The organism is Bacillus sp. JK62 (assembly GCF_053663455.1).
This window is the reverse complement of the sequence record NZ_JBSJQA010000001.1, coordinates 614,515-627,114: the sequence shown is the minus strand read 5'-3', so window position 1 is coordinate 627,114 and position 12,600 is coordinate 614,515. Positions and strand designations below refer to the sequence as shown.

Annotated in this window: 15 protein-coding genes; 3 read left to right on the top strand and 12 right to left on the bottom strand. The window is 50.4% G+C overall.

The features are described 5' to 3' along the window. Positions 1 to 153: 153 nt before the first annotated feature. The 8 genes from hisIE to ACWJJ4_RS03060 are packed head-to-tail and all read right to left on the bottom strand — an operon-like array spanning position 154 to position 6,565. Positions 154 to 774, bottom strand: coding sequence for a bifunctional phosphoribosyl-AMP cyclohydrolase/phosphoribosyl-ATP diphosphatase HisIE (hisIE, locus tag ACWJJ4_RS03095; RefSeq protein ID WP_454021419.1), 621 nt, complete (start codon positions 772 to 774; stop codon positions 154 to 156). Next, positions 771 to 1,529 carry an imidazole glycerol phosphate synthase subunit HisF gene (gene hisF, locus ACWJJ4_RS03090; protein ID WP_070082436.1) on the bottom strand — a complete coding sequence of 253 codons (759 nt, stop codon included), beginning with the start codon at positions 1,527 to 1,529 and terminating at the stop codon, positions 771 to 773. The genes hisIE and hisF overlap by 4 nt, the downstream gene beginning before the upstream one ends. After that, positions 1,526 to 2,263, bottom strand: a complete 738-nt coding sequence (gene hisA, locus ACWJJ4_RS03085; RefSeq protein WP_454021418.1) for a 1-(5-phosphoribosyl)-5-[(5-phosphoribosylamino)methylideneamino]imidazole-4-carboxamide isomerase — start codon at positions 2,261 to 2,263, stop codon at positions 1,526 to 1,528. Before hisA ends, hisF begins: the two co-directional genes overlap by 4 nt. Then, positions 2,260 to 2,898, bottom strand: a complete 639-nt coding sequence (gene hisH, locus ACWJJ4_RS03080; protein WP_454021417.1) for an imidazole glycerol phosphate synthase subunit HisH — start codon at positions 2,896 to 2,898, stop codon at positions 2,260 to 2,262. Before hisH ends, hisA begins: the two co-directional genes overlap by 4 nt. After that, positions 2,899 to 3,483, bottom strand: a complete 585-nt coding sequence (gene hisB / locus ACWJJ4_RS03075) for an imidazoleglycerol-phosphate dehydratase HisB (RefSeq protein ID WP_014418974.1) — start codon at positions 3,481 to 3,483, stop codon at positions 2,899 to 2,901. It lies immediately after the preceding gene. Continuing rightward, positions 3,449 to 4,762, bottom strand: coding sequence for a histidinol dehydrogenase (gene hisD, locus ACWJJ4_RS03070; RefSeq protein WP_176283552.1), 1,314 nt, complete (start codon positions 4,760 to 4,762; stop codon positions 3,449 to 3,451). Before hisD ends, hisB begins: the two co-directional genes overlap by 35 nt. After that, a complete protein-coding gene (hisG, locus tag ACWJJ4_RS03065; RefSeq protein WP_015387648.1) occupies positions 4,759 to 5,400 on the bottom strand; it encodes an ATP phosphoribosyltransferase in 642 nt (213 codons plus the stop codon). The genes hisD and hisG overlap by 4 nt, the downstream gene beginning before the upstream one ends. Then, positions 5,393 to 6,565, bottom strand: coding sequence for an ATP phosphoribosyltransferase regulatory subunit (locus tag ACWJJ4_RS03060; protein WP_070082440.1), 1,173 nt, complete (start codon positions 6,563 to 6,565; stop codon positions 5,393 to 5,395). The genes hisG and ACWJJ4_RS03060 overlap by 8 nt, the downstream gene beginning before the upstream one ends. A gap of 241 nt (positions 6,566 to 6,806) precedes the next feature. Between ACWJJ4_RS03060 and ACWJJ4_RS03055 the strand changes: the two genes are divergently transcribed. Then, on the top strand, positions 6,807 to 7,532 hold the full coding sequence (locus ACWJJ4_RS03055; RefSeq protein ID WP_015418306.1) for a C39 family peptidase: 726 nt from the start codon (positions 6,807 to 6,809) through the stop codon (positions 7,530 to 7,532). A 16-nt stretch (positions 7,533 to 7,548) separates the two neighbouring features. On the opposite strand, the gene ACWJJ4_RS03050 is transcribed toward ACWJJ4_RS03055, so the two are convergent. The 4 genes from ACWJJ4_RS03050 to hprK are packed head-to-tail and all read right to left on the bottom strand — an operon-like array spanning position 7,549 to position 10,512. Further along, positions 7,549 to 8,070 (bottom strand): acyltransferase, encoded by a 522-nt coding sequence (locus ACWJJ4_RS03050; RefSeq protein ID WP_454021416.1) that lies wholly within the window; start codon positions 8,068 to 8,070, stop codon positions 7,549 to 7,551. A gap of 3 nt (positions 8,071 to 8,073) precedes the next feature. Then, positions 8,074 to 8,724: a pyrophosphatase PpaX gene (ppaX, locus tag ACWJJ4_RS03045; protein WP_252206624.1), complete on the bottom strand. Its 651-nt coding sequence runs from the start codon at positions 8,722 to 8,724 to the stop codon at positions 8,074 to 8,076. A 25-nt stretch (positions 8,725 to 8,749) separates the two neighbouring features. Next, complete coding sequence (gene lgt, locus ACWJJ4_RS03040; protein WP_003151457.1) at positions 8,750 to 9,565, bottom strand: prolipoprotein diacylglyceryl transferase; 816 nt, start codon at positions 9,563 to 9,565, stop codon at positions 8,750 to 8,752. Positions 9,566 to 9,579: 14 nt separating this feature from the next. Then, entirely contained in the window at positions 9,580 to 10,512 is a 933-nt protein-coding gene (gene hprK / locus ACWJJ4_RS03035; RefSeq protein WP_003151456.1) for an HPr(Ser) kinase/phosphatase, read from the bottom strand. Positions 10,513 to 10,681: 169 nt separating this feature from the next. Here hprK and nagA point away from each other — a divergent pair, with 169 nt between their 5' ends. Both nagA and nagB read left to right on the top strand, forming a co-directional pair. Further along, positions 10,682 to 11,872 (top strand): N-acetylglucosamine-6-phosphate deacetylase, encoded by a 1,191-nt coding sequence (nagA, locus tag ACWJJ4_RS03030; protein WP_454021415.1) that lies wholly within the window; start codon positions 10,682 to 10,684, stop codon positions 11,870 to 11,872. Next, positions 11,869 to 12,594 carry a glucosamine-6-phosphate deaminase gene (nagB, locus tag ACWJJ4_RS03025; protein WP_101562472.1) on the top strand — a complete coding sequence of 242 codons (726 nt, stop codon included), beginning with the start codon at positions 11,869 to 11,871 and terminating at the stop codon, positions 12,592 to 12,594. The genes nagA and nagB overlap by 4 nt, the downstream gene beginning before the upstream one ends. Positions 12,595 to 12,600 lie beyond the last annotated feature (6 nt).

Genomic DNA, 12,600 nt, shown 5'->3' with positions numbered 1-12,600 from the left:
ACAAAACGTATATTTTTGATAAAAACCAAAATAAACTCTATTAGTCAATATTATCAAATTCATCTGCCTCCAGTTGCGGAAATAAGGAATATTTTATTGATTGTTTAAGTTTGACAGAATAAAAACCTCACGGATCTCTCCGTGAGGTTTGTTTTACTCAGATGCTGAATGGCGTTTCGCAAGGACGTCAAGCACGTCATCCAAAGGAAGCGACTGCTCACGCAGAAGAACGAGCAAATGATACAGCAAATCCGCCGCTTCCCATTTTAATTCTTCATGGTCGCGGTTTTTTGCGGCGATAATAACCTCTGCGGCTTCCTCGCCGACTTTTTTGAGGATTTTATCGACGCCTTCCCGAAACAGGTACGTTGTGTAGGCTCCGTCAGGCATCTCCGCCTGCCGTTTGGCGATCACGCTTTCCAGTTCATTTAAGATGCCGAAACGATCCTGCGCGTCTGCTTTTTCCGTGGAAAAACAGCTGTAGCTTCCCTTATGGCATGCGGGTCCTAAGGGCTCCGCAAGCACGACGAGGGCATCTTGATCGCAATCATAACGGATGGCTTTCACCTTTTGGGTATTCCCCGATGTCGCTCCTTTATGCCACAGCTCTCTGCGTGAACGGCTGTAAAACCAGGTTTCTTTCGTTTCTATCGTTTTTTCGTAGGATTCTCGGTTCATATAAGCCAGTGTCAGCACTTCTTTGCTTGCCGCATCCTGTACGATGGCGGGTATCAGTCCGGCCTCGTCAAACCGCAGTTCATCTGCCTGTTTCATCTCACATTCACCCCGTGTTTCTTCATATAATCTTTCACTTCTTTTATAGATGTCTCTTTGTAATGGAAAATGGAAGCTGCAAGCGCGGCGTCCGCTTCACCGACTGTGAAGGCTTCAAGCATATGGCGCGCGCTGCCGGCTCCCCCTGACGCAATGACGGGCACCGGGACGGCACGTGAGACAAGCTGTGTGAGCGTATGATTAAAGCCTGTTTTCTCACCGTCTGCGTCCATGCTTGTCAGCAGGATTTCACCCGCTCCCCGGCTGACGGCTTCTTTTGCCCAGGCCGTGACTTCCCACTCGGTTTTCTTTCTGCCGCCGTGTGTGTACACTTTATAGCAATCCGAATCTTCGTCATACTTTGCGTCAATCGCCGCTACGATGCATTGCGAGCCGAAAAACTCAGCTCCTTCCGTAATCAGCTCGGGACGGAGAACGGCCGCTGTATTAACGGATACCTTGTCAGCGCCGGCGCGAAGCATTCGTTTCATATCGCTTAATTGATTGATTCCGCCGCCGACCGTAAACGGAATCGCCAGTTTTGCCGCAACTTGTTCTACGACGTCTGTCATCGTCTTGCGGCCTTCGTGAGAGGCGGAAATGTCGAGAAAAACAAGTTCGTCAGCGCCCTCCCTGTCGTAGGCTTCGGCCAGCTCGACAGGATCGCCCGCATCTTTCAGCCCGAGAAATTGAATGCCCTTGACGACGCGTCCTTCTTTCACATCGAGACACGGAATGATTCGTTTCGTGATCATGCGTCCTTCACCCCGCTGAGCGCTTCAGCCAATGAAAATTGTTTTGTATACAGCGCTTTTCCGATAATCGCTCCCGATACGCCGGCGTCTTTGAAGCGGGCCAGTGCTTTGAGGTCGGCGACTGAGCTGACTCCGCCTGAAGCGATGACGTCTTTTCCCGTTGCTTTTGCGAGCTGAACAGTACTTTCGATGTTCGGTCCTGACAGCATGCCGTCAGTTGCAATATCCGTGAAAATGAAGGTTTCCGCTCCTTCGGCCGCCAATTCACGGCCCAGATCGGCCGCCCTTACCGAGGATGTTTCCAGCCAGCCTTCCGTCGAGACATATCCGTTTCTTGCATCAAGGCCGATCGCGATTTTGCCGCCGTATTGTTTCAGCATGCTCTTCACAAATGCCGGATCGGAAACGGCCGAGCTGCCGAGAATGACGCGATCAACGCCTTGTGATAAATAACCGTACACATCCGCTTCAGAACGGATCCCGCCGCCGATCTCGACTTTGATATCAAGCTGCCGCGCAATGTCAAGAACATGCCTGTCGTTTACTTTCCTGCCTGCTTTCGCGCCGTCAAGATCCACGAGATGAATCCATTCGGCGCCTTCTTGTGCAAATTGCGCTGCCATGTCTAAAGGAGAGTCACCGTATATCGTTTCCTTGCCGTAATCGCCTTGGGTGAGGCGGACGCATTTGCCGTTTCTCATATCGATTGCCGGATATAATGTAAAAGCGTTCATTTCTTCACCTTCTGTTCCGCTGCCATTTTTGTAAATTGTGTTAAGATCGCCATTCCGGCTGTACCGCTTTTTTCCGGATGAAACTGTGCACCGAAGACATTGCGTTTCCCGACGACAGCCGGAACACGAACGCCGTACTCAGCGCTTGCCAGAAGATCGCCGTCTTCCATCCCGTCTATATAATAGGAATGGACAAAGTAAACGAATCCTTCTTCCGATTCCGAAAGCAAAGGAGACGTTTGGTGAAACGTCAGCCGGTTCCAGCCCATATGCGGCACCTTCAGCTTGTTTCCTTCGGCATCTCTGTCTTTGAGTCTCACAGCTTTTCCGGCTAATAAACCAAGTCCTTTTGCAGAGCCGTTTTCGGCGCTCTCTTCGAAAATGAGCTGCATGCCGAGGCAGATGCCGAGGAGCAGCTTACCCTCGTCAACCATACGGTGTATGAATTGATCAAGCTTCGTGCTGCGTAAATTGTCCATGGCGTCACTGAATGATCCGACACCTGGAAGAATAAAAGCATCCGCTTTTTCAAGCTCTTCCGGCCGGTCTGATACGACATACGGGACGCCGACGCGTTCCAGCGCTTTCGACACGCTGAATAAATTGCCCATACCGTAATCAATTACACCGATCATTTACAGCATTCCTTTCGTAGACGGCACACCCTTGACGCGCGGATCAATGGATGACGCTTCATCAAGCGCTCTGCCAAGCGCCTTAAACACGGCTTCTATCATATGATGGGTATTCGTGCCGTAATGAACGATGACGTGCAGATTCATTCTCGCTTCGAGCGCCAGTTTCCATAGGAATTCATGTACCAGCTCGGTATCAAACGTTCCGACTTTCGCTTGCGGAAATGCAGCGCGCATCTCAAGGTGCGGCCGGTTGCTCAGGTCTACGGCGACTTGGGCGAGCGCTTCGTCCATCGGCACAAGCGCTGATCCGTACCGTTTGATCCCTTTTTTATCACCGAGCGCCTCCAAAAAAGCCTGCCCTAAACAGATGCCGATATCTTCAGTCGTATGGTGATCATCTATCTCCGTATCGCCTTTTGCGTCAACAGTTAAATCGAATTGCCCGTGCTTTGTGAACAAATCAAGCATATGAGTCATAAACGGCACATCCGTGCTGATGTCGGCTTTTCCTTCTCCGTCTATTTCGAAAGCCAGCTTAATATCCGTCTCATTTGTTGTTCTGGCGCGTTCCGCTTTTCTCATCGGTCATTCCTCCGTTTCTCGCTTCAATCGATCTTGCGTGCGCTTCAAGCCCTTCCAGTCTCGCAAAGGCGGCAATGCTGTCCGCGTGCGTTTCAAATGCCTTCCGGCTGTAAGAGATGATGCTCGATTTCTTTTGAAAGTCTGTTACATTCAGCGGGCTTGAAAACCGCGCCGTTCCGTTTGTCGGCAAAACGTGATTCGGTCCGGCAAAATAATCGCCGACCGGTTCAGCGCTGTATCGTCCTAAGAAAATCGCCCCCGCGTGTCTGATGCTTCCAAGCAAAGCCTCCGGCGAATGCGTCATGATTTCTAAATGCTCGGGCGCCAGCGCATTCACCGTGTCCACCGCATCTTCCATCGATTCCGCGATATAAATGCGGCCGTGATCCCTGATCGACGCTTCGGCGATTTCTTTACGCGGCAGGGTCTGAAGCTGTTTATTCACCTCATCTGATACCGCTTCGGCAAGCTTCTGTGAATCGGTGACAAGCACGCTTGAGCTGAGCATATCGTGTTCGGCCTGTGAAAGCAGGTCAGCGGCGACTTCTTCGGGCACCGCCGTATCGTCTGCCAGGACCACGATTTCACTTGGCCCGGCGATCATGTCAATATCCACAACGCCGAAGACTTCGCGCTTCGCGAGCGCTACAAATATATTTCCGGGGCCCGTGATCTTATCAACAGGCTGTATCGTTTCCGTTCCGTAAGCGAGCGCGGCAACCGCCTGCGCGCCTCCCGCCTTGTAAATTTCCTTTATGCCGAGCTCAGAGGCCGCCGCCAGAACGCCTGGCGAAAGGCGGCCGTCTTTTCCCGGAGGACTGACGAGAACGATCCGTTCCACTCCCGCAGCGAGAGCGGGGATGACATTCATTAAAACGGAAGACGGATAAGCGGCCGTCCCGCCCGGCACGTATACGCCCGCGGAATCGAGCGCCGTTATTTTCTGTCCGAGCATCGAACCGTCTTTGCGATGGTAAAACCAAGAGGATTGCAGCTGGCGCTCGTGATATTCTTTAATATTGGCAATCGCCTGCCTGATCACTTCCAGCAGCTGATCATCAAGCAGACGGTATGCCTCGGTGATTTCCTCTGCGCTCACGGCCATTCGGTTCAGGCTGATGCCGTCAAATGTTTTTGTATAGGCCAAAACGGCTTTGTCACCGTTTTGTCTGACGTCTTCAATAATCCCCCTGACGGTTTTCCGCTGCTCTTCGGTTCCGCTGTCGATGGAACGCTTCAGTGAAAACCGCTCGCTTCTTTTTACTGCGGTTATTTTCATTTTGCCGTTTCTCCTTCCACAACCCTGGCCAGCCTGGCCGCCATTTCGTCGATTACATCATCCTTCATGCGGTAGCTGACCGGATTGACGATAAAACGCGATGTGATGTCACAAATATGTTCTGATTCAACGAGACCGTTTTCCTTTAATGTCCGCCCGGTTGATACGATATCTACGATTCTGTCAGCAAGCCCGATTAAAGGCGCCAATTCAATGGAACCGTTCAGCTTAATGATTTCCACCTGTTCGCCCTGCTCTCTGAAATAACTCGACGCAACATTCGGATATTTCGTCGCAATCCTCGGGGCGACTCCGTTCCAATCCGCTCCGGGAAGCCCCGCAACGGCGAGATGGCATTTGCTGATTTTCAGATCGAGCACCTCATACACGTCACGCTCTTCCTCAAGCATGACATCCTTCCCGGCAATACCGGCATCAGCGACGCCATGCTCGACATAAGTCGTAACATCCATCGGCTTTGCCAGAATAAAGCGGAGATTTTCTTCAGGAACGTCAATGATCAGCTTTCTCGATTCTTCAAACTCCTCGGGCAGCCTGTATCCGGCCTGCCGCAGCAACCCGGCCGCTTCTTCGAATATCCGTCCTTTTGGCATTGCCATTGTGAGTACCTTACCCATTCCGCTCTTCCTTTCTGGCACCGATAAAGTATGTGACGTTTGCGAATGATTTTGTCATATGATCGATATTTTCAATGCCCGCTAGATCCTGCAGGACGACTTTTCTGCCTCGCGCCCTTTCTTCCTCCGCGAATAAAATGGCCTGGGCCCGCTGCTCCTTGCTGAAAATCACGGCGTCCGCTTCACTTGTTTCTTCCTGAATGCCGAGCGCTTCAATCAGCCTGTCGATACGGAGCCCGAAGCCCGTGGCGGGAGCGGGATTGCCGAAATGGCCGAGGAGATTGTTATAGCGTCCGCCGCTTCCGATGACGAAACCGACATTTGCCGCGTACACTTCGAATAAAATTCCCGTGTAATAACTCATATGGCTTACCATATTCAGATCAAGGCGAATATGCTCGGCACACCCGTAATCCTCAAGAATGTCCCACAGGTCTTCCAGCTCCTGAATTAAGCTTTGTCCGGAGATTCCGATGATCTCCTCCGCTTTGGCGCATATCTCTTTCCCGCCCCGCAATTCCAGAAGTGCGAGCAGCCGGCTTTTGTCTATTGAAGAAAGCGGAAGCGATTTGACATGTTCCCTGTATCCCACGTAATTCTTTTCAAAGAGAAAGCGCCGCAGAACATCCGCCCGCTCGGCATTGCCCAAAACCTCGACAAACAGCTCATCAGCGAGTCCGGCATGGCCGATCGCGATTTTAAACCGGTGCAATCCCGCGTTTTTCAAAGCGCCGGCCGCCAGCGCAATGACCTCGGCGTCCGCGCTTGTTGATCCGTCGCCGATCAGCTCCGCGCCGACCTGTTCGAATTCGGCCGGACGTCCGCCTTCCCGCTCCTGAGCGCGATAGACGCTTGCCGCGTACCCCGCTCTGAGCGGATGATTGTGTTTGTGCAGCTTAGATGCCGCCACCCTGGCAATCGGTCCGGTCATGTCGGGTCGAAGCACAAGCGTTTTTCCGTCCTGATCGAGAAGCTTAAACAGCTGCTGTTCTTCAATGGCTGACTGGACGCCTACTGTTTCATAGAATTCAAGGGTCGGCGTCTCCATAAACTGATAACCCCATTTATCAATTAAATCCGTCAGTGTGGAACGGACTTTTTTCTTTGCTTCGTATAAACCGGGCAGCGTATCTCTCATGCCATGCGGTTTCTCAAACATAAACATTTGCCTTTTACACCTCCGCTTTGTCTGAAGGAAAATTCCGAATCCTTTAGTTCGCTAATATGATAATATGTTAGCAGATAAAAGAATGGATTGCAACGCCCAATGTCCGCCTATTCTTTTCCATAAACATGGCTAAAGAATGAACAAACCTGTAAACATATCGGAACAATCGAATCATATTGAGCAGAAGTGCTATAATACATAGAACAGCTTCATCAGAAACAAGGGAGAATAATTGATAATGAAGACGCTTGGAACATTATGTGTGCTGATTCTGACAGCCGTCCTTGTCTATCTGGGATATAACATCTATACAAACGATATTCATTTAAATTTTTTCAATCAGCAGTCCGACGAGCCTGATGAGAAAACACCGTTAAAAGGGAGCGCGTCACCGCTGAATGTCGTTCTGTACAGACAGATGGATTCTCCCAGACTGTACAATGGCTGTGAGGTGACAAGCCTTGCCATGATTTTGAACAATGCCGGATATCATGTGTCAAAAAATACATTGGCGGATAAAATCAATAAAGTTCCGCTCACATACAGCAGCGGGCTGAAGGGAGATCCGAATGAAGGATTTGCCGGAGATATGGAAAACGGCCCGGGTTTAGGCGTTTATCATGAGCCGATTGATAAACTTGCCAAAGAATATGCGGGAAACAAAGTATACGATCTTACGGGAAAAGACATTTCTTCAGTGTACCGCCAGCTTGAAAAAGGGCGGCCGGTCTGGGTGATTACCACCACATCCTTTAAGCCGGTTGATCATATGCAGACTTGGGATACGCCGAACGGAAAGATCGACATTACGTTCAGCATGCATAGCGTAGCCGTAACCGGTTATGATCACGATTATGTATACGTTAATGATCCTTACGGCTATAAAAACAGAAAAACAGACCGGTCTGACTTTGAAAAAGCCTGGAAGCAGATGGGCAGCCAGGCCATTGTGATCAAGTCATAAAAAAACCCCGCTGACGTTAATCTGCGGGGTTTTCCATTCGTTTTTTCATTTCTTCGCGCGTATAGATCAGCTTCATCGGGTTTCCTCCGACAAACGCCCCGGCCGGGACATCTTTGTGCACCAGCGTGCCGGCTGATACAACGGCTCCGCTCCCGATGGTGACGCCGGGCAGAATGGTTGTGTTTGCCCCGATCATCACCTCGTCACCGATTGTGACAAAACCGGTCCGGTACTCATGTATTAAATATTCATGAGCCAAAATCGTCGTATTGTAGCCGATAATGCTGTTTTTTCCGACAGTGATTTTTTCGGGAAACATGATATCCGGCATCACCATCAGCGCGAATGACGTCTGTTTTCCGACATTCATTTTCAAAAAGGTTCGGTACAGCCAGTTTTTCACGCTTAAAAACGGCGTATACCTTGCAATCTGAATGATGATGAAATTTTTCATCACCTTCAGGAAGGGAACCGTCTGATAAACATGCCACAATGAATTTGCACCTGAAACAGGATGATGGCGGTCTGTTTTTCTCACGGGTTACTTCACTCCGGTGATGTGCAATAAATCACTCATTTTCTCGAGCATATAATCGGGTTCATAAGCGGAAAGCGTCTGTGCGCCTTTAATCGTCCACGCGACGCCGGCTGTTTTCGTGCCGGCGTTTTTTCCCGCCATGACATCGTGATAATTGTCACCGACCATGATGGCTTCCGACGGATCGCACCCAAGCCGGCTGAGCGCAAGCCGCACAGGCTCGGGGTCAGGCTTCGGCTGCTTAACATCATCAAGCGTGACGACAGTATCGAAAAACGCCCCGATGCCTGTCAGCTTCAATCCCATATTGACTGTATCCCTCAGCTTTGTGGTGACAATACCAAGCTGATAGCCCGCTTTTTTCAATTCATCCAGCGTTTCATAAACCGTTTCGTACTCCTTGACGAGCTCATCGTGCTTTTCATGGTTGAATGCTCTGTACATGCTGATCATGTCATCGCACTTTTCGGCATTAATGCCTGAAAACGTTTCGTACAGAGGCGGGCCGATAAACGGAAGCACATCTTCCCTTTTGAACTGCCCCGGGCAATAATGATCAAGCGTATGAAGGTAAGAAGCGATAATCAGTTCATTCGTGTCAATCAGCGTGCCGTCGAGATCGAATAAAATGGCGGTTACATGTTTATCAGTCATCTTATGTCCTTTCCGATTTCAGTCGTCAGTCCGTGTCAGCATACCGCTTATCGGCATACCCCTTCATGCGTCTGAAAATCATTAAAATAATCGCAAGTACAATCAGCACAATGGAAATGACCTGCGCGATCCGAAGCTGGCTCGTAAGCATCAGGCTGTCCGTCCGCATTCCCTCAATAAAGTATCTGCCGATTGAATACCAGATCACATACGTCAAAAACAGATTGCCCCTGCGCAGGTTCACGCGGCGGAGCAGAAGCAGAATCACGACGCCCGCAAAACTCCACAGCGATTCATACAAAAACGTCGGGTGATAATATTGTCCGTCTATGTACATCTGATTAATGATGAAATCCGGAAGATGCAGACTTTCCAAAAATGACCGGCTGACCGCTCCACCGTGAGCCTCCTGGTTGATAAAGTTCCCCCAGCGTCCGATGGCCTGGCCGAGCAGAATACTCGGCGCGGCAATATCCGCCAGCTTCCAGAATGAGATGCCTCTTACTTTTGAAAAGACAATTCCCGTTGCGATCGCGCCGATTAATCCGCCGTGAATCGCGATGCCGCCTTTCCAAGTTTTAATGATTTCCCCGGGGTGTTCCGAGTAATAGCTCCACTCGAAAAGCACATAATATGCCCTTGCGCAAATGATTGCGATCGGGATGGCGAAAAGAACAAGATCAATAAAAATGTCCTTTTTCAGCCCCCGCTTTTCACTCTCCCTCATGGCCATCCAAAGCCCTAATAACGCGCCCGCGCCGATAATGATGCCGTACCAGTGCACGGATAAAGGCCCGAGCTGCAAGGCAATCGGATTGATCGGTGTTCCAGCTTCATTCATATTATTGCCAACTCCTATTCGTCTTGTTCGCCGTCCTCAATGACATCCGCCAGCTTATTCGTGAATTGTTCGGCAGCATTTAAGCCCATCCGCTTCAATCTGAAGTTCATCGCCGCAACTTCGATAATAACGGCGAGATTCCGCCCCGGGCGGACGGGAATGGTCAGTTTTGTAATTTCCGTATCAATGATTTTCATTTTTTCTTCTTCAAGTCCGAGACGGTCGTATTGCTTTCCTTGCTCCCAAAGCTCAAGGTCCATGACGATTGTAATTCTTTTATTGCTTCTGACTGCGCCCGCCCCGAACAGCGTCATGACATTTATAATGCCGAGTCCCCTGATTTCGAGCAGATGCTCAATCAGATCAGGCGCGTTCCCGACAAGGGTATCCTGATCCTCCTGCCGGATTTCAACGCAGTCATCCGCGACAAGACGATGGCCTCGTTTGACAAGCTCCAGCGCCGTTTCACTTTTACCGACGCCGCTTTTTCCCGTAATGAGCACGCCGACGCCGTATATATCCACAAGCACGCCGTGAATGGCCGTTGTCGGCGCGAGACGGCTTTCAAGAAAATTCGTCAGCCTGCTTGACAGCCTGGTTGTTTTCAGAGGGGATCTGAGCACAGGCACGCCGTTTTGCTCGGAAGCTTCTACAAGCTCCGGCGGGATCGGCATATCTCTGGAAAGTATGATAGCCGGCGTCACATCGGTGCACAGCGATTTCATCCGCTGTTTCTTATCTTCCTCGGGAAGCTGATCGAAAAATGACAGCTCCGTTTTTCCTAAAAGCTGCACCCGTTCTCTCGGGTAATATGTAAAATAACCGGCGATTTCAATACCGGGCCGTGATAAATCACTCATCGTAATCGGGCGGTTAATCCCTTCTTCTCCGCTGATCAATTCTAAATGGAACTGCTCCATTACGTCTTTGGTCCGAACCTTTGCCAAGATATGTTCCTCCTGTTCTGGGATGTTCCGAGCTTTGAACAGTTATATTTTATCACTTTACTGTCTGAACCAAAACAGATTTATACAATTCCGGCATAACTGGTCTAGATAACTAGTCTGAAAAGGAGTAAAATAAAACTAACAACTAACCAGAAAGGCGTGTTTTAAAGTGGCTGAAAGCTTGTTAATCAGCGGTGCGGACATCGTAACAGAAAAAGAAATCATCCGAAACGGATTTCTCGGTATAAAGAACGGCATCATTTCTTACGCGGGGAAAACAAGACCGCAAGAAATGTATGAGAATGAATGGAAGGCGCCCGCGGGCTCGTATGCGCTTCCCGGAATGATTGATATTCATATTCACGGCGGATACGGCGCGGATACGATGGATGCCGATGTTGCGGCTCTTGATATACTGTCCGCCCGGCTGCCCGAAGAAGGAACAACCTCTTTTTTAGCGACAACGATCACACAGCAGCACGAAAACATTGAAAAAGCGCTCATCAACGCCAAAAAATGGGCGTCTTCCTCACCGCAGACCCAAAAAGGCGCTGAGTTGATCGGCATTCATTTAGAAGGACCGTTTGTCTCTCCGAAAAAGGCGGGAGCACAGCCGAAACAATGGATTACGCCGGCCGATGCCGGGCTCTTTCAGAAATGGGAGCGGCTCTCGGGAGGGCTGATCAAAATCGTGACGCTCGCGCCCGAAGAAGATCCTGATTTCAGCCTGATCCGTTATTTAAAAGACCAAAACATCATCCCGTCAATGGGACATACAGACGCAGGAGCCGAGCTTTTACAAAAAGCGGCGGATGCCGGGGCGGTGCATATGACGCACCTCTTCAACGCCATGAGCTCCTTTCATCACCGTGAGCCGGGGGGCATCGGCACGGCTCTCGCCTGCGGCCGCATCACGGCGGAGCTGATCACTGACGGCATTCATTCTCATCCTCTGGCTGTAAAGCTTGCCTATTTGGCGAAAGGAAGCCAAAACCTGATCATGATTACAGACTCCATGCGGGCAAAAGGGCTTAAGGACGGAGAATACGAATTCGGCGGGCAAACAGTCACCGTTCGCGGGGACACGGCGCTTCTCTCTGACGGAACGCTGGCCGGTTCCATTTTAAAAATGAATGAAGGCGCGGCGCTCATGCGCAGGTTTACAAACTGCTCATGGCTGGATATAGCAAATATGACATCGGCAAATGCGGCCCGCCGCCTCGGCATATTCGACCGTAAAGGAAGCATCGCCGAAGGAAAAGACGCCGACGTTGTTCTGACGGACGGACAGTGCGGCGTGCTGGCCACGATTTGCCGCGGAAACACCGCATATATCTCAAGGGAGGCTGATTGGACATGAATGTTATCACATGCAGACATTATGAAGAATTAAGTGAAAAAGCCGCAGCGATTATTGCTGAAACAGTGAAACAAAAGCCGGATGCCGTTCTCGGCCTTGCGACGGGGGGCACTCCTGAAGGCGTATACAAAGAACTTGTGCGGATGCACCGCTCAGAAGGCTTGTCATTCCGGAATGTCACGACGATCAACCTTGATGAATACGCCGGGCTTTCTCCCGAGGACAAAAACAGCTATCATTATTATATGAATACACATTTTTTTGCACACATCGACAGCCGAAAGGACCGCCACTTTCTCCCTGACGGACGGGCAGACGATCTTGATGCCGAATGCGGACGATATGACCGATTGATTCAAACACTCGGCGGAGCGGATATACAGCTTTTAGGCATCGGACACAACGGCCATATCGGCTTTAATGAACCCGGGACGCCATTTGAATCCCGAACCCATGTCGTTGAGCTGAATGAAGAGACAAGACAGGCGAATGCGCGGTACTTTCCGTCAATTGATCAAGTCCCTGAAAAAGCCCTGACAATGGGGATCGGGACGATTTTGTCCGGCAAACGGATTTTGATCATGGCATCCGGAAAAAGCAAGGCCCAAGCGGTGAAGCAGCTTCTGGACGGGCGCGTCAGCGAAGCATTCCCCGCCTCCTCCCTGCACGCGCATCCGGATGTGACGGTCTTGATTGATGAAAAGGCTGCGGGCGGCGATTGAAAGGAT